Source organism: Sphingomonas sp. GC_Shp_5 (assembly GCF_026540855.1).
In the GTDB taxonomy this organism is placed as follows: domain Bacteria; phylum Pseudomonadota; class Alphaproteobacteria; order Sphingomonadales; family Sphingomonadaceae; genus Sphingomonas.
Window position 1 is genome coordinate 13,249 of record NZ_JALNUP010000025.1, and the last position, 16,868, is coordinate 30,116.

Consider the following 16,868-nt stretch of genomic DNA (forward strand, 5'->3'; position numbering starts at 1 on the left):
AGCAGCCATATCAATGGGGTGAACGAAAGCGTGCTTTTGGGCCTCTGCCGCCGACAGCTGAATGCCCAACTATGGGTCACTCTCGCTAGGCTGGGTTTAAGGGCGGCCAGTCTCGTTTGGTGATTGCGACATCCTGCGCGACAGTTCCTGCGCTGGTGCCGATGGCTCCGATCACGGCCCCGTCGCACAGGACGGGCAGACCACCGCCGATCAGAGTGACGTCGCCGCGATTGCTCTCCTCGATGCCGTACAGTTCGGCCCCAGGGTGGGCCATGCAGCCGAGGGCGTCGGTACGTTTGTTGAACAGCCGAGCGGTGCGCGCCTTGTTGATCGCGAGATTGATGCACCCCAGCAAGGCTTCATCCTGGCGAGCGAACGCAAGCCGATGGCCGCCGGCATGGACCACGGCGAAGCAATAGGCGACTTTGATAGCGTCCGCTTCGCCTCGGCCGCGCGGATCATTTGCTGCGCATCGGCTTGGTCCAGGGGCGGAATGGTGCATGGACATGGTGCGCCTCTGGCCAAGGGCCGCGCCGCAGGTCTTGCATCCCGACTTGCGGCGTCGGGCCCGGCGTTTCGGGTCAGCGTGACGAACCGTCCGCCGTCTCGATGAAGACAGCGACCTCGTCGGGATGCGACATCATCACTGCGTGACTGCTCGCGATCTCCTCTGTCTTCGCATGCGCGCGCTTGGCCATGACGCGCTGGGCAGTCGGCGGCACCATGTGATTCTGCGTGGTGACCAGGAAGTAGCTGGGCTTTGTCTTCCAAGCGGGGCTGGTGATGACGCCGGCGACGGCATTCAGCCCCCAGGGCACCTGCGACCTAGCCATGAACGCCGTCGTTCCGGCATCAACATCGGACGCGAACGCCGTTGCGAACTTAGCAGGATCGACGATCAGGAACCCGTCTTTGGGAGGGAGAAGCGGCGCGCTCGGTTCGCCCGGCACCGGCGTTGCGGCAAGCTTAGCGACGGATTCGCCCGCATCGGGAGCAAATGCAGCGAGGTACACGAGGCTACGGACCTTGCGATCGTTGCCAGCTTCCGTGATAACCGAACCACCATAGGAATGGCCCACCAGGATCACGGGATGTCGAGCCGCCGCGATAGCATGCTCGGTCGCGGCGACGTCGTCCTTCAGCGTCACGGTGGGATTCTGGACAACAAGCACTTCATAGCCGTCCTTGGTCAGCCTGTCGTAGACGGAGCGCCAGCCCGAAGCGTCGACGAAGGCGCCATGGACGAGGACCACGGAGAGTCCCTTCTCGGCAGCCTTGGCCGGCAGGACCGGCGCGGCGGTCATCGCGAGAGCGAGCAGGGCGGATGCGGTACGGATCATGGGAAGTCTCCTGGGGATTGCGGGTGAGGTCAGGCCACGGAGGCGGGATCAAGTGTCACGGCAGTGCGCTCGGCGAGGTCGGCGATCGCCGCCAGGTAGTTCTGGAAGTGGGCGGACGTTCGATGCGCAACGACCGCGTCGCTATCGACGTACAGTTCATCGAGCGCAAAGCGTGTCGGATCGGTCTGGTCCTGCCAGAGGTCGTAGCGCAGGTTGCCCGGTTCGGACCGGCTGGGCGTGGTCATGCCGTCGAGCAGTGCTCGCAGTTCCGCAACCTTGCCGGGCCGTGCGGACAGGATAGCGACGATCTTGACGTGATTGGTCATGCTGCTGTTCCTTGTCGGGTTGGTGCGCAATGCAGGGCGCGCACCGAGCACCCCGCCGGTCATGCGCGTGCTCATGCGTTCTTCAGCGAGCGGTCGAGCGCCTCGATCAGCGCTGCCGCGACCGGGTGATCGGAGGCCATGTTCTGGCCGGTGATCAGCTCGCGGTCGATTACCACGTTAGGCGCCCAGTCGGCCGCGCCGGTTGTCACCTCGGCGCCCGCCAGCCGCAACGCGTCGGGCATGTAGAAGGGCAGGTGCGCATGGAAGAGGTTGTTCTCGGCCCACTGCTCCTCGGTGGTCGAGAACACGGTAGTGCGGTAGCCGGCATAGATCCAGTCCTTGGCCAGCTCAGTCGCCGCTTCGGTCTTCCCGGCAACCAACGCGGCACGGAACTCGCGAGCGTGCGGCAGGGCGGCGACCAGTGCGACGGGGCCGTGGCACAGCAGCGCGGTCGGTTTCGCGGCCGCGTGGAAGTGGCGCAGGATCGTGCCGACGTCCGCGTCCTGCATCAGGTCGACGACCGGGGCATGGCCGCCAGGCACGAACACGCCCGCAAAGCCGTCCAGCCCTTCGTCGATGACCGAGCCCAGCGTGCGCACCTGGTTCATCGAGGCATCATTATCGTAGAAGTGCCTAGCCCGGAGATGGGCCGCCTCGTCGTTACCGAAGTGCTGCGCGGCATCGGAGACCTCATCGATGTGCGGTTTGGTGCCGTCCGGCGTGGCGAGCACGACTTCGTACCCGGCGTTGATCAGCGCCATCGAGGGTACCACCGTCTCGTTGAGATACTGGCCGATCGCGGCCGAGCCGCCGTCCTTCAACTCGATCCGGGTCGCGTTGGAGCCGAGCACGAGTAGCTTTGCCTTGGTCATCTGAGCCTCCGTCTGTGGTGATGGGAGCAAGATGGCGGCAGGAGAGGCATTCAAGAACTTCATTGTTCGGATTATGGATATGCTCGAAGGAGCATATCTTGTGCGCTATGACCTTAACCTGCTGCCGATCTTCGTCGCGTTGATGGAGGAGCGCAGCGTCACCCGAGCCGCTGAGCGGGTCGGCATGACGCAGCCCGCGCTCTCCAACGCACTAGGGCGGCTACGTCTCATGCTGCAGGACCAGCTTTTCGTCCGCGAGCGTTACGGCATCCAACCGACGCCGATCGCACTGGAGCTCGCGCCCTCCATCGCAGAGGCGCTCGCGAGGCTGGACGATGCGGTGCTCGGCCAGCAGAATTTCGATCCCGCGAGAGCCGAACGGGTGCTGACCATCGCACCGAACGGTTATGTCGAGTTCGTGCTGGTGCCGGCGATCGTGGCAAGGCTTCAGGAGGTCGCCCCTGGTATCAAGCTGCGCCTGACACCCTACGGCAACGATCTGATCGAAACCGGCGTGGTCTCCGGCACCACGGCCTTGGTGCTGGGCCGCATAGTCGCTCCGCCAGATAATCTCGTGGTGCAGCACGTCATGGACGAGGGGCTGGCCTGCGTCGTGCGGGCGGAGCATCCCGACATCGGCGACAGCATCTCCCGCGAGCAGTTCGAGCGGCTTAAGCACGTCAACGTCGTGCCGCCCGGCCGCATGCGCGCAGGGCTATACCAGGCGCTGTCACAGCAGGAGTTGAAGCGCGATGTCGCGATCTCGGTCACGAACTTCTTCGCGGTTGCCGAGATGGTCGCTGTCACCGACTACTGCGCGACCTTGCCGAACCTAATTTGCCGGAAGCTGGCGCACGATCCTCGGCTGAAGGTGCTGCACGCGCCGGTCGACCTCGGGACTTTCCCGGTCGAGATGGCATGGCATGTGCGGTACCGTCATGATCCGGCCCATCGGTGGTTTCGGACACTGATCGGGGAGGTCGCCGAGATGCTTGCGGCAACAGAGGCGACGGACATGTAATCCGAAGGCGGTAGGACTGCTATCGAGTGGAAATGAATGTGCGTCTGCTTGCCCGGCGGCCGCAAACTGGGCTCAGGGTCCGAAACGGGGTCAACGTACCGACAAGTCCCGCGACTTGTCGTATGCGGTCACTGCCTCCGCCATCGCCTGCTCCTGATCCAGTGCCCACGAACAAAGCGCTTCGAAGGGTTCGCGAAGCGAGTGGCCTAGCGACGTGATCGTATAGACGACGCCGATCGGAGTGGTCGGGATCACAGTGCGCGTGATCAGTCCATGACGTTCCAGGCGCTTCAGTGCATCGGCGAGCGACTTGTGGGTGATGCCGTCCAGCCGTCGCTTGATCTCGTTGAAGCGTGCTGGTTGAGGGCACAGCACGGTCAAAATCATGATCGTCCACTTGTCCGCGATCTTGTCCAGCACGGGGCGGATTCGAGGCACGTCCATCATCGCCTTGCACGACAGGGCCTCCAGGTCGGTATCACTCGCCATATCTACGCTACTCCGAGTGCGTTCTTGATAGCAGATATGCTTTGTATATCTGGTTTGCCATCTCGAACGAAAGGGCTGAAGATGGCAAGAATGGCAGGCAAGGTCGCGCTGGTGGTCGGTGGAGCGAAGGGGATTGGTCTCGCGACCGCCCGCGGGCTCGCGAAGGAAGGTGCTACGGTCCTTCTGACCGGACGTCGGTCACGCGAGGTTGCTGCTGCGGCTGAGAGCATCGGTCCATCGGCGCACGGCATCGAAGCCGACGCGGCGTCCCAAAGCGATCTTGAGCGAGTCGTGGCCGAGGCCAAGCGTCTGCATGGTCGCATTGACGCGCTGGTGCTGAACGCCGGATTGTCGGAACCGGCAACGATCGTCGAGGAGACCGGCGAGCATTTCGACCGACACTTCGCCGTCAACGTGCGCGGCGCGCTGTTTGGAATTCAGGCGGCGCTGCCCGTGATGAGTGACGGAGCATCGGTGGTTCTAATCGGCTCGATCGCCGACATCATGGGCGTGACGCCGTTCAGTACCTACGGAGCGACCAAGGCGGCACTGCGCTCCTATGCGCGCAGCTGGGCGGCCGAACTCACGCCGCGTCGCATCCGCGTCAATGTCGTCGCGCCGGGACCAACCGATACGGACATGATGGCTGCGGTATCCGAGGAGATGCGGCAGATGCTCATCGAGCCCATTCCGCTCGGGCGCATGGCACGCGCCGACGAGGTTGCCGCCGCTGCCGTCTTCCTCCTCAGCGGCGAAGCCAGCTTTATCACCGGCGCCGAACTCTGCGTGGATGGAGGCATGCGACAGGTGTAGCCAGATGAACGAGCGGCGCCTGACGCGTGGATCGGCCAGACCGCGCAGTCAGCGTCGCCCGTCTCCAGTGGCAGCGAGATCGGCCGATCCGCCCGAAAACGCTGAGGCAAGCACGCCTCGCGCTTCTGAACGAATGACCGAAGTTCGGCGGCGAGGAACAAGCCGCTAATGTCTGAATGTGGGTCCTCAGCGCATTCGGTTCTAGATCCAATGGCGGCCTTGTTGTGCGAGTGGCCGGCGACGTGACAGGTGGTGCATAGAGCTTAAAGATCAGCGTCGTGGTTAGAGCCTACTACCGCATGGTGGACCTGCTCAGACGGTCTTGAGCACGTCCACGACGGTTCACAGACAGGCCGGAGTGCTCTGATGCTCCTGCCGGGCAGCGATCTCGTGTTCACCGTTCGCCGATTATGGCTCGCCGGACTAAATAGATGATAAAGCTTTTGGCGACCTACTCACTAGACTCGACAACTAGATCTTCGATCTGCGCCGCGTTCTGCTCGCCATCCGCCCCCTCACGATGGTTTAGCGCCATCGTACATGGCGCGATGGGTTTCGACGCCTTTGGCACCGGCTTCGACGGCCTGCCCACGAGTGCGGCGCGATCCCGTTTATGAAGAGGTTAACATCCTGCAAGACCATGTGAATCGAATGAACTCATGATCGGTTCGGGTGACAGTGATAACGCTGGATGAGCGTTTTTCGTCAGCCGGAGCTTGCGGGCATCCACAGCAGCGGAGGCAAATCGATGCCTGATGCGCATTTATCTCGTCTCGACGCTGCTATTTTGCCAGTACAGGCGAATTGGATTGTCCACTAGAAGTCGGCGCTGCGCCTCCTCCGTCTCGGCGATGCGCGGGATGATATCGACCAGATTGCCGTCGTCGGGCATGTGGCTGGTCATGTTGGGGTGCGGCCAATCGGTGCCCCACAGCACGCGATCCGGGAAGCGCTTCACCAGCGTGCGTGCGAAGGGCACGACGTCGTCGTAGTTGGGCGGCCCTGAGACCGACAGGCGCTCGGGGCACGTCACCTTGCTCCAGACATTGTCATGCTCGGCTATCAGCCGGATGAAACGGGCGAAGTCGGGGCCGTCGACCGGCTTGGTGACATCGGGTCGGCCCATGTGGTCGACCACCACCACCGTCGGCAGCGAGGTGAAGAAGTCCCAACGCTCTTCGAGATCGGCAGCCTCGAAATAGACCACCACGTGCCAGCCGAGCGGCGCGATGCGATCGATGATCGCGCGGTAATAAGCGTCGGGCTTAGGATCGACGAGGCGGCGTACGAAGTTGAAGCGTACGCCCCGTACTCCCGCGGCATCGAGCGCGGCGAGTTCCTCGTCGGTGACGGTGTCGCGCACGGTGGCGATGCCGCGGGCGCGGTCACCGGCCGCCTGCAAAGCATCGACCAAGGCACGATTGTCGGCGCCATGACAGGTCGCCTGGACGATGACGTTGCGCGCAAAGCCGAGATGGTCGCGCAGCGCGAACAATTGGTCCTTGCTGGCGTCGCACGGCGTGTATTTGCGCTCAGGGGCGTAGGGGAAGACATCGCCGGGGCCGAACACGTGGCAATGTGCGTCCACCGCGTCTGCCGGGGGCACGAAGCGCGGTGTGGTTGGCGCCGGATCCCAGCACAGCCATCCCTCGTCCATCTGAAAGTCTGCCATCAAAGCCCCCGTGCCGTGAGCTGCGCGTCGAGCCGTGGATAGACGCGACGGGCATTGCCTTCGAATACTTTGCGCTTATCCGCCTCGGGGATCGCCAGCGCGTCGATATAGCGCTTGGTGTCGTCGAAATAATGGCCGGTCTCGGGATCGATGCCGCGCACCGCGCCGACCATTTCCGAGCCGAACAGGATATTGTCGGTGTCGATCACCTCGATAGCAGGTCAATTCCCGGCTGGTGATAGACGCAGGTGTCGAAGAACACGTTCTTCATGACATGGTCGGCCAGCGGCGGTCGCTTGAGCATGTCGGAAAGGCCGCGATAGCGTCCCCAGTGGTACGGCACTGCGCCGCCGCCATGCGGGATGATGAAGTTGAGCGTGGGGAAGTCGCGGAACAGATCGCCCTCGATGAACTGCATGAAGGCGATCGTGTCGGCGGCAATGTAATAGGCGCCGGTGGCGTGCATCGCGGGATTGCAGCTGCCCGAGACGTGGATCATCGCCGGCACGTCGAGTTCGACCATCTTCTCGAAGAACGGATACCAGGCGCGGTCGTAGAGCGGCGGCGCGCTGAACTTGCCGCCCGAGGGATCAGGATTGAGGTTGCAGCCGATGAACCCGAGCTCGGTGACGCAGCGCTCGAGCTCGTCGATCGACTGCGCGATCGACAGGTCGGGGGTCTGCGGCAGCTGGCAGACGCCGACGAAGGTCTCGGGGTAGAGGTCGATCACGCGATTGATCAGGTCGTTGGATCGCCGTGCCCAGATCCGGCTCATCGCGGCATCGCCGACGTGGGGCGCCATCGCCGACGCGCGCGGGGAAAAGATCGTCATGTCGGCACCGCGCTCGCGGAGCAGGCGGAGCTGGTTGGCCTCGATCGTCTCGCGAATCTCGTCGTCGCTGATCGCGGGATAAGCGGGGTCAATGTCGACGCCGGTCTTGCCGGCTGCCTTCTGCGCTTCGCGCCATTCGTTATGCGGGGCGGGGGACGTGGTGTAATGACCGTGGCAGTCGATGATCATGCGGCGTTCCTCTCCAGGCCGGGGCGCGGCGGCCGTCCGGCAGGGTCGCCGCCCCAGCTAGTCCTCCGCGGCCGCTCATGCGTATCGAAACGGCTCGCGCTCGATTGCTTTTGCTGAAGTCCACTCATCGCACACGGCGCGGAAGGTGCGCACGAAGGCGTCCTGCAATGGTGTCGGGTGCCAGTCGTCGCGCACCGTGAGGCCGATCCTACGGCGGAGCGAGGTCCCAACCCCAGGGATCTCGGCGAGCAGACCGGCGCGGCGTTCGAACACGAATTGGTCGGGCGACATCAGCGTCAGCCAGTCGTCCTCCAGCATCAGCCCGCGCACCACCAGCACCGACCCGCATTCGATCCGCAGCGGCGGCGGTGTGATGCCGCGCTCGGCGAACATCTGTTCCCAGCGCGCACGCACCGGCGCGCCGGGCGCCGCGATCACCCAAGGGTAATCGAGCAGCCGGGTGAAGGCGAAGCCGGGTTCGTCGAGCAACGGGTGGCCCGAGCGCCCGACGATCACTGGGTCGTCGACGATCAGCCCCTCCTGGCGGACGTCGGCGGTCGGCGGCGGCTCGCGCATCGCGCCGATCAGCAGGTCTAGATCGCCCTGGCGCAGGCTGGACAGCAGTTCGGCATAGGGGCCCTCGACGACGTTGACCGAGGCGCGCGGGTGGGCGCGGGCGAAGCGCGCCAGCGCCTGAGGGAGCAGCAGCGCGCGGGCGAGCGGCATCGTGCCGAGGGTGATGTGACCCGCGCCCTGCTCGCGCAGCGCGGCGAGTTCGTCGAGCCCGGCCTGCAGCTCGGCATGGGCCAGCCGGGCGAAGCGGAGCAGCCGCGCCGAGGCGGGGGTGGGGCGGACGGTACGCCCCTGGCGGGTGAGGAGGTCGACGCCGAGCATCCGCTCCAGCTCGCGCGCGGCGCGGTGGAGTGCGGGCTGCGACAGCCCCGTGCGGGCCGAGGCGAGCGCGAAACTGCCCGCCGCATCGACCACGATCAGCGCGCGTAGCTGCCCGAGCGTGATCCGCCGCTCGATGTGCGGCAGCGGCGGCAGCCGGGCGCCGCGGCGGATCGCCTGGCCTCCGCGCGCGACATAATCCAGCGCGCGCTCGATCCGCGCGATCATCAGCCGTCCGGCCTCGGTGGCGGCGACCCCGGCGGGCTGCCGGTCGAACAGGCTGTGGCCGAGCTGCGCCTCCACCTTGCCGACGGCCTGGGTGAGCGCGGGTTGCGAAAGGTTCATCGCCTGCGAGGCGGCGCGAATGCTGCCGAGCCGCCCGGCGACCGCGACGGCATCGAGGTGGCGGAGGTTGAGATCGAACGGCGTTGCCATGACTGGATTAGCCTTAGCTTATATCCTGACGATAAATCCAACGGGGTGCTGCCTGGCCGATGACGTTAGGAGGCGTCCCCGTAACAAATGATACCAGAGGATGTTCGAATGCCCAAGGTGATCACCCGCGTCGACCGCGCGCCGCTCGACGTGATCGATGGCTTGGCGCACGCCGGGGTCGCCACCGTGCACGAGGCGCAGGGCCGGGGCGGCCTGCTCGGCAGCAGGCTGCGCCCCATCTACACCGGCGCGCGCATCGCCGGTTCTGCGGTCACGGTCTCGGTGCCGCCCGGCGACAATTGGATGATGCACGTTGCGATCGAGCAATTGCAGCAGGGCGACATCCTGGTGGTGGCGCCGACCAGCCCCTGCGAGGACGGCTATTTCGGCGACCTGCTTGCGACCTCGGCGCTGGCGCGCGGCTGCCGCGGGCTGGTGATCGACGCCGGCGTGCGCGACGTCCGCGATCTGACTGAGATGAACTTTCCTGTCTGGTCCAAGGCGATCTGCGCGCAGGGAACGGTCAAGGAGACGCTGGGCTCGGTCAACGTGCCGATCGTCTGCGCGGGCGAGTTGGTCAACGCCGGCGATGTGATCGTCGCCGATGACGACGGCGTTTGCGTGGTCCGCCGCGACGACGCGGCCGCGGTGCTCGAGAAGGCGCGCGACCGCGAGGTCAAGGAAGCCGACAAGCGCGAGCGGCTCGCCGCGGGCGAGCTCGGGCTCGATATCTACGCGATGCGCGAGCGGCTCGAGCAGAAAGGCCTGCGTTATGTCTGACGGGATCCGCGCGATGTGGATGCGCGGAGGGACCTCCAAGGGCGGGTTCTTCCTCGCCGAGGACCTGCCTGCCGAGACGGTGGCGCGCGATGCCTTCCTGCTGAGCGCGTTCGGCTCGCCCGATCCGCGCCAGATCGACGGCATGGGTGGCGCCGATCCGCTGACCTCCAAGGTCGCGGTGGTGTCGCGCTCGAGCCATGACGGCGCCGATGTCGATTACCTGTTCCTCCAGGTGTTCGTCGACCAGGCAATCGTCACCGATTCGCAGAATTGCGGCAACATGCTGGCAGGCGTCGGCCCGTTCGCGATCGAGCGCGGGCTGGTCGCGCCGACTGGCGACCAGACCCGCGTCTCGATCTTCATGGTCAACACCGGCAAGCTCGCCACCGCGACGGTGCAGACCCCCGGCGGCACCGCCACCTACGCAGGCGACGCGCGCATCGACGGCGTTCCCGGCACGTCGGCGCCGATCCCGCTCGCCTTTGCCGACATCGCCGGTTCGAGCTGCGGCGCGCTGCTGCCGACCGGCCATGCGGCGGACGAGATCGAGGGCGTGCTCGTCACGCTGATCGACAACGGCATGCCCTGCGTGGTGCTCGCCGCCGCCGATGTCGGCATCACCGGCTATGAGGATCGCGAGACGCTTGATGCCGATGGCGCGGTCAAGGCGCGGCTGGAGGCGATCCGCCTCAAGGCCGGGCCGCTGATGAACCTCGGCGACGTGGCCGAGAAATCGGTTCCCAAGATGATGGTGGTGGCGCCCCCGCGCGCCGGCGGCGCGATCAGCGTCCGTTCGTTCATCCCGCACCGCGTCCACGCCTCGATCGGCGTGCTTGGCGCGGTCAGTGTCGCCACCGCGTGCCTGATCGAAGGTTCGCCCGCCGCCGCGGTGGCTGTGGTGCCCGAAGGGCGCGCCGAGACGCTGGATGTCGAGCATCCCACCGGCGCCACCGGCTGCGTGATCGAGCTTGACGAGGCGGGTGAGATTACCGGCGCGGCGATGCTGCGCACGGCGCGCAAATTGTTCGATGGGCTGCTGTTCGGCTGACCCACCAGCGTCCGATCTGAGAAAGAGAATAGATGACGGATTTAGGAGAGACGGAGAAGAAGGCGAGCCGGTTCGGCATCGTCGGCCAGCTCTGGTTCCAGGTGCTGGCGGCGACGCTGATCGGCATCCTGCTCGGCCATTTCGCGCCCGGGCTCGGTGTCGCGATGAAGCCGCTCGGTGATGCTTTCATCAAGCTGATCCGGATGATGATCGCACCGATCATCTTCGTCACGGTGGTCCACGGCATCGCCGGCATGAACGACATGAAGAGCGTCGGCCGCGTCGCGTTGAAATCGATCCTCTATTTCGAGGCGATCACCATTGTTGCGCTGGTCGTCGGGCTGGTCGCGGTCGATCTGTGGCGCCCCGGCGTCGGCATGAACATCGATGCCGCGACGATCGATACCGCCTCGATCAAGACCTATGTCGTCGCCGCGCATGACCAGTCGATCAGCGGCTATCTGATGGACATCATCCCGGCGAGCTTCGCCGGCGCCTTCACCGAGGCGCACGTGCTCCAGGTCTTGTTCATCGCCGTGCTGTTCGGCATCGCGCTCGCCTCGATCGGTGAACGCGCCAAGCCGGTGATGGCGGTAGTGGAGAGCGCCTCGCAGGCGTTCTTCCGGATCATCGGCTATATCATGTATTTCGCACCGATCGGCGCCTTCGGGGGAATTGCCTTTACCGTCGGCCAGTTCGGCACCGCCTCGTTGCTCTCGCTCGGCAATCTGATCATCGAATTCTTCGTGGTCTGCCTGGTCTTCACCTTCGTGGTGCTCGGCGGCGTGGCCCATTGGTGCGGGGTCAGCCTGTGGCGGCTGCTCGGTTACCTGTGGGACGAGATCGTGATCGTCGCCGCCACCACCTCGACCGAGACGGTGCTGCCGCGGCTGATCCAGAAGATGCGCAAGACCGGCTGCGAGGAAAGCGTGGTCGGCTTCGTCATTCCCGCGGGCTATTCGTTCAATCTCGACGGGACCTGCCTGTACCTCACTACGGTGGCGGTGTTCCTGGCGCAGGCGACCAACACCCATCTGACGATCTGGCACGAGCTCGGGCTGATCGCGGTGCTGCTGCTCACCTCCAAGGGCGCGGCGGGGATCGCCGGCGCGGCGTTCGTGGTGCTCGCGGCGACGCTCAACACCACCGGCACGATTCCCGTCGCCAGCATCGCGCTCATCCTCGGTATCCACCGTATCCTCGCCGAGGGGCTCACCTTCGTGAACCTGATCGGCAACAGCCTCGCGACCATCGTCATCGCCAAGTGGGAGGGCAAGCTCGACCACAAGACGCTTGCCGCCACCGTCGGCAACGCCAGCCTGCGCCGACGCTACCTCGAGCCGGCGGCGGCCTGATTGACGACACCGGCCGGGTGACCCGGCCGGTGCCCCCGTTCTGCGTACAAGCCGGGCGCACAGACCCGGTCAGGAGAGTCCATGCCCGCTACCGCCCTCGCCGCCCTGCTGCTCGCCGCCCAGGCGACCTCGCCGCAGACCACGCTGCCCGACACCAACAGCATCCCCGACAGCGCCCCCGCCACCACCAACACGCCGCCGCTCACCGGCGAAGGCGACCGCGGCAGCGCGGTCGATCCCGCGGCAGCCTTTTCGCCCGGCAACCGCGCGGCGGGCCCTGCCGACCAGAGCAAGACGCCGACCGGCTTCGCCCGCTTCCAGCGCGACAACCCGATCGGCAAGGAACTGCGCGCGCTCAAGAAGGGCGGGGTGGATCTCACCGTCGACTTCGTCGACAATCTCGCCGCCAACCCGGTGGGGGGCATCAGCCATGGCAGCGCGGAATCGCACTGGTTCATGGGCGCCGCCGACCTCGATCTTGAGAAACTGGTCGGGATCTCCGATACCAAGGTTCACATCCAGGGCGCCTGGTTCACCGGCGAAAGCCTGGGGCGCAATGCGATCGGCAATTCGATCAGTTTTCAGCAGACCTGGCGGCCAGTATCGGGCCCGCGCCTCACCCAATTCAACATCGAACACGACTTCGGCAAGCTCAACCTGATGGTGGGCCGCGCCGCGGTGAACAGCTATTTCAACAGTTCGCCGCTCAATTGCGTGTTCATGAGCAACACCGCCTGCCTCACTGCCTATGGGGGGATCAGCGACATCGGCATCACCGCTTACCCCAATTCCTCCTGGGCGGCGAAGGCGCGCTATGCGGTCAACGATCGCTGGTACGTGCAGGCAGGCGCATTCGAATACAACAACACCCTCAACCTCAAGGGCAAGGGGGGCCTCGATTTCTCGCTCGGCAAGGGCACCGGCGTGCTCGTCCCCGCTGAGGTCGGCTATCAGACCACCTTCGCCAACGATCGGCTGCCGCGGCGCTATCGGCTGGGGTTCTACTATAATTCGGACGGTGGGCAGAGCCCGTTCTACGATCGCAACGGCAATTCCGCCGCGCTCTCCGGCCTTGCGCGAGTCGCCGAGCAATCGGGCAGCCGGATGGGCTGGTATGCGATGGTTGACCAGACAGTGCAGCGCGATGCGGGCGCGAGCAAGCGCAACCTCGCGCTGTTCGGCCGCCTGTTCGTCAACACCGGCAATGTCGCCCAGCTCGACTGGTTCGGGTCGGCGGGGTTCGTCAAGACCGGCACCTTCACCGGCCGCGACAACGACACGATCGGCTTCCTGGTCTCGAACACCCATTTCAGCGACCAGCAGATCGCCTATCTGCGGGATCTGCGCGCGAAGAACGGCGGCACCGGCGCGCCGCGCGCGAACGAGATCATCGGCGAGATCAACTATGGCTTCGCCGCGCTGCCGGGTGTGAGGCTGATGCCGAACCTGCAGTATGTGATCAACCCCGACCCCATCAACGCGCCAAAACGCCTCACCAATATTCCCGATGCGATCGTGCTTGGCCTCAGGGTCGACATCCACTTTTCTCAGCTGTTTGGCAGCTGAGGAGCCATCGGAGCCTGGCTGTCACCAAATGCAAGCCCGCGAGCGCAGTGCTGCTCACCGCGGTTCTGGAAGGTGAACGAAGGGCAGGTTGCGGGTGATCTCAAGTTGCGGCTGAATGGCGAAGATTGGGTCGTCCACGCCCTCACGAGCTGCACGAAAATCGCCGCGTCGGGATCGTTCACGCGGGATATGTCACGATCTATCTGCTCACCGGACACATAGTTCAGTGTCGTAGAATTACAGGGCCGAAGATGATTGCTGCTGACAGCTGAGAAAGAGGTAAGCTCAGGGCGTATCCTTTAGGCTTGCCAAGCAGGGAGCAAGGACCTTGAAGGCTTGATCGACCCATTCGGCCAGCGGGCTGCCGATGTTGGATGATATAGATAATTGACCATTCGAGTATGAAGATGGGGCCGTTAACGAGTAAGCTGTCCCGTCGACAACGAGTGGCTGAGGCGCGCCGATTCCGTAAGGCGCAGGGTGAGGCATCTCTACGTTACTCATGCCCTTAACAACGCTGTTTACTGCAGGGCACTTCTCGCTATCAATCCACCCCTCCTTTACTTGGAAAGGGATCTGCCGCTGCCACGTGTAATGCGCCTTGTAAATTCGTCTTTGTGGGCTTCCCAGGGGGGACTCGATCGAGATCCCAACGGTTTCCGTGATATAGACGAGCGACGCACTTCGACTGAATACCGCGAACTCTGATGGTCCAAGCGCAGCTTGGAGCAGCATGATCGCAGATGCTAACCCTGATGGCATGCACGCCCTCCACGCAGACGAAAGCCGGTTGAGTATACTGAGGCTTGTCCCTCACTAGTAAGCTCATCAAATCTTCACCCAACGGCAAGCAAAATCCCCGCCCGCCCAGCACAACCTCCGATGCGATCAGCGACTGTCGCACTGGCAACTCCGAACGCGGGCAAACAAGGGTTTTGGGAGGGCGCTTGCGTTCCCGCCTACTCATCTTGAACGCGGCCGCCTGCGCCTGCGCCTGCGCCTGCGCCTGCGCCTGCGCCAGCGGCTTGAGCGAGCTGTAGGCGAACATGAATGAATGGCTGGTTCTGGAAAGCGGAGGACTGGGTATGAATGTCGCTTTGTGGGTCAAGGCATCAGCCGGATCACCTTGGTTCGGCTTGCGGCACCGCGCACCAGCTCCAGCGTAGATACGGGTCGATCGAGCGCTTTGGCGAGCAGCCGCAAGACCGCGTCATTCGCTTTTCCGTTCTCAGGTGGCGCGGTGGTCCGTATGGCAAGTTGCCCTCCCGAAGCAGGAAGCACTACTGCATCGGCGGAGGCGCTAGGGGAGACCCGAACCTCTAGCCGTCCTTCCGTATCAGCGAGCGCCAGGATCGCGACTTTGGGCGGCATGGCTGACTTAGGCCGCGCCATCAGCGCTTTCGGACGAACTCGGCGCGTAGTACGAGGCCTTTGATCCCCTCGTAACGGCAGTCGATCTCCTGGGGATCCCCAGTCAGCCGGATCGACTTGATCAGCGTGCCGCGCTTCAGGGTCTGGCCGGCACCCTTGACGTCGAGATCCTTGATAAGCGTGACCTGATCGCCGTCAGCCAGCAGATTGCCGACCGCATCGCGCACTTCGACCTGCGCGCCGAGCTGGCGCTTGGCAGCCAGTTCGGCTGCCGGAACCCACTCACCGCTGTCCTCGTCATAGACATAGTCGTCGTCGGACATGCCGCCTCCTGCTCGATAATGATGGTAGGCAGCCCCTTACTCAGGGCAACCAGCCGTTTCTATGCCGAGCAGGCAGCGGTACCGGCGTGTGGCGAGCAGCGTAAGGGAGCCGCCGCCGTGCCGGCAGGTGGCACCACTGGGAGGCCGGCCCGCTTGCCAATCGCTCGTTCGCTGAGCGCCACCGCCCTATGCCTTGCCGGGGTTGATCACACCCAAACTCGCTATTTGGGCGAGATGAACGGACTTCAGCTTTTGGGCAGCGGCTCAAGCGCGCTGAGCGTCCGCGAATGGGTCGTCGCTGCGTCCGCGATCAAGGCACCGGGACGCAGCAGCGATACAGTTCAGCCGTGCGGGCGCATGACCACCTTGATGACGCCTTCCTCCTTGTCGCGGAACTTGGCATACATCTTGGGTGCGTCCTCAAGGCTGGCCGGATGGGTAACCACGAAGCTCGGATCGATCTCCCCAGCCACGATCTTGTCGAGCAGCGGCTTGGTGTAGCGCTGCACGTGCGTCTGGCCGAGCTTGATCGTCAGCCCCTTGTTCATGGCCGCGCCGAGCGGCAGCTTGTCTCCCATGCCGACATAGACGCCGGGCACGGATACCGTGCCGCCCTTGCGGCAGCTCATGATCGCCTGCCGCAGCACGTGGACACGATCCGTGGCGAGCATCATGCTCGCTTTCACCTTGTCCATCACAGCATCGGCCGCGCCATGGCCGGCGGCCTCGCAGCCGACCGCGTCGATGCAGCTGTCGGGCCCGCGACCCTTGGTCCGCGCCTGCAACTCGTCGAACACGTCGGTTTCGGCGAAGTTGATCGTCTCCGCGCCGCCGGCCTCGGCCATGGCGAGCCGCTCGGGCACCTCGTCGATCGCGATCACGCGGCCCGCGCCCATCATCAGCGCGGATCGGATCGCGAACTGGCCGACCGGGCCGCAGCCCCAGATCGCCACGGTGTCGCCATGCTCGATCTGCGCGTTCTCGGCCGCCATGTAGCCCGTCGGGAAGATATCGGACAGGAACAGGGCCTGCTCGTCGGTGACGTTGTCAGGGATCTTGATCGGGCCGATATCGGCCATCGGCACGCGGAGATACTCGGCTTGGCCGCCGCAATAGCCGCCTAGCATGTGGCTGAAGCCGAACAGGCCGGCGGGCGAGTGGCCCATAGCCTTAGCGGCCATCTCGGCATTGGGGTTCGTCCGGTCGCAGGCAGCGAACAGGCCTTTCTGGCAGAACCAGCACTCGCCGCAGCTGATCGTGAACGGCACCACCACGCGGTCGCCGATCCGGAGGTTGGTCACCTCCGAGCCGAGCGCCACGACCTCGCCCATGTTCTCGTGGCCCAGAATGTCGCCCGCTTCCATGGTGGGCTGGTAGCCATCCAGCAGGTGGAGGTCCGACCCGCAGATCGCGCAGGCAGTGACCTTGATGATTGCGTCGCGCGGGTGCTTGATCTCGGGATCCGCTACCGTGTCGACGCGGACGTCGCCCTTACCGTGCCAGCATAATGCGCGCATGTTTGTTCTCCATCTGAGGGGAGCTCAA

At 64.7% G+C, this 16,868-nt stretch carries 16 protein-coding genes and 1 pseudogene; 6 read left to right on the forward strand and 11 right to left on the reverse strand.

Features of this window, described 5'->3' with window-relative positions:
* Positions 1–85 precede the first annotated feature (85 nt).
* The 4 genes from OXR60_RS16630 to OXR60_RS16645 form a co-directional block, all read right to left on the reverse strand.
* On the reverse strand, positions 86–508 hold the full coding sequence (locus OXR60_RS16630; RefSeq protein WP_267397071.1) for a heme-binding protein: 423 nt from the start codon (positions 506–508) through the stop codon (positions 86–88).
* 73 nt (positions 509–581) lie between these two features.
* The gene (locus OXR60_RS16635; RefSeq protein WP_267397072.1) at positions 582–1,340 is read right to left on the reverse strand and encodes an alpha/beta hydrolase; all 759 of its coding nucleotides are present in this window, start codon (positions 1,338–1,340) and stop codon (positions 582–584) included.
* A 29-nt stretch (positions 1,341–1,369) separates the two neighbouring features.
* Positions 1,370–1,741, reverse strand: a complete 372-nt coding sequence (locus OXR60_RS16640) for a putative quinol monooxygenase (RefSeq protein ID WP_267397073.1) — start codon at positions 1,739–1,741, stop codon at positions 1,370–1,372.
* On the reverse strand, positions 1,738–2,538 hold the full coding sequence (locus tag OXR60_RS16645; protein ID WP_267397074.1) for a type 1 glutamine amidotransferase domain-containing protein: 801 nt from the start codon (positions 2,536–2,538) through the stop codon (positions 1,738–1,740). The genes OXR60_RS16640 and OXR60_RS16645 overlap by 4 nt, the downstream gene beginning before the upstream one ends.
* Before the next feature lie 31 nt (positions 2,539–2,569).
* Here OXR60_RS16645 and OXR60_RS16650 point away from each other — a divergent pair, with 31 nt between their 5' ends.
* Positions 2,570–3,559, forward strand: coding sequence for a LysR substrate-binding domain-containing protein (locus OXR60_RS16650; RefSeq protein ID WP_267397075.1), 990 nt, complete (start codon positions 2,570–2,572; stop codon positions 3,557–3,559).
* A 90-nt stretch (positions 3,560–3,649) separates the two neighbouring features.
* On the opposite strand, the gene OXR60_RS16655 is transcribed toward OXR60_RS16650, so the two are convergent.
* Entirely contained in the window at positions 3,650–4,048 is a 399-nt protein-coding gene (locus OXR60_RS16655; RefSeq protein WP_267397076.1) for a helix-turn-helix domain-containing protein, read from the reverse strand.
* Between the two features lie 90 nt (positions 4,049–4,138).
* Here OXR60_RS16655 and OXR60_RS16660 point away from each other — a divergent pair, with 90 nt between their 5' ends.
* Entirely contained in the window at positions 4,139–4,861 is a 723-nt protein-coding gene (locus OXR60_RS16660; RefSeq protein WP_267397077.1) for an SDR family oxidoreductase, read from the forward strand.
* 763 nt (positions 4,862–5,624) lie between these two features.
* Here the strand turns inward: OXR60_RS16660 and OXR60_RS16665 are convergent.
* The 3 genes and pseudogenes from OXR60_RS16665 to OXR60_RS16675 form a co-directional block, all read right to left on the reverse strand.
* Positions 5,625–6,533, reverse strand: a complete 909-nt coding sequence (locus OXR60_RS16665) for an amidohydrolase family protein (protein ID WP_267397078.1) — start codon at positions 6,531–6,533, stop codon at positions 5,625–5,627.
* Positions 6,533–7,554, reverse strand: a pseudogene (locus OXR60_RS16670) (amidohydrolase family protein). Before OXR60_RS16670 ends, OXR60_RS16665 begins: the two are co-directional and overlap by 1 nt.
* Before the next feature lie 75 nt (positions 7,555–7,629).
* Positions 7,630–8,880 carry a LysR substrate-binding domain-containing protein gene (locus OXR60_RS16675; RefSeq protein WP_267397079.1) on the reverse strand — a complete coding sequence of 417 codons (1,251 nt, stop codon included), beginning with the start codon at positions 8,878–8,880 and terminating at the stop codon, positions 7,630–7,632.
* Between the two features lie 108 nt (positions 8,881–8,988).
* On the opposite strand from OXR60_RS16675, the gene OXR60_RS16680 reads away from it, so the two are divergent.
* The 4 genes from OXR60_RS16680 (at position 8,989) to OXR60_RS16695 (ending at position 13,629) form a co-directional block, all read left to right on the forward strand.
* Positions 8,989–9,660, forward strand: coding sequence for a 4-carboxy-4-hydroxy-2-oxoadipate aldolase/oxaloacetate decarboxylase (locus OXR60_RS16680; protein WP_267397080.1), 672 nt, complete (start codon positions 8,989–8,991; stop codon positions 9,658–9,660).
* Positions 9,653–10,708, forward strand: coding sequence for a 4-oxalomesaconate tautomerase (locus OXR60_RS16685; protein WP_267397081.1), 1,056 nt, complete (start codon positions 9,653–9,655; stop codon positions 10,706–10,708). The genes OXR60_RS16680 and OXR60_RS16685 overlap by 8 nt, the downstream gene beginning before the upstream one ends.
* 32 nt (positions 10,709–10,740) lie before the next feature.
* Positions 10,741–12,063, forward strand: coding sequence for a C4-dicarboxylate transporter DctA (dctA, locus tag OXR60_RS16690; RefSeq protein WP_267397082.1), 1,323 nt, complete (start codon positions 10,741–10,743; stop codon positions 12,061–12,063).
* Between the two features lie 81 nt (positions 12,064–12,144).
* Positions 12,145–13,629, forward strand: a complete 1,485-nt coding sequence (locus tag OXR60_RS16695; RefSeq protein ID WP_267397083.1) for a carbohydrate porin — start codon at positions 12,145–12,147, stop codon at positions 13,627–13,629.
* A gap of 1,104 nt (positions 13,630–14,733) precedes the next feature.
* Here OXR60_RS16695 and OXR60_RS16700 read toward each other — a convergent pair.
* From OXR60_RS16700 to OXR60_RS16710, 3 genes are all read right to left on the reverse strand, one after another.
* Positions 14,734–15,021, reverse strand: a complete 288-nt coding sequence (locus OXR60_RS16700) for a DUF167 domain-containing protein (protein ID WP_267397084.1) — start codon at positions 15,019–15,021, stop codon at positions 14,734–14,736.
* Positions 15,021–15,323, reverse strand: a complete 303-nt coding sequence (locus OXR60_RS16705; RefSeq protein WP_267397085.1) for an alkylphosphonate utilization protein — start codon at positions 15,321–15,323, stop codon at positions 15,021–15,023. Before OXR60_RS16705 ends, OXR60_RS16700 begins: the two co-directional genes overlap by 1 nt.
* Before the next feature lie 341 nt (positions 15,324–15,664).
* Complete coding sequence (locus OXR60_RS16710) at positions 15,665–16,840, reverse strand: zinc-dependent alcohol dehydrogenase (protein ID WP_267397086.1); 1,176 nt, start codon at positions 16,838–16,840, stop codon at positions 15,665–15,667.
* Between the last annotated feature and the right edge of the window lie 28 nt (positions 16,841–16,868).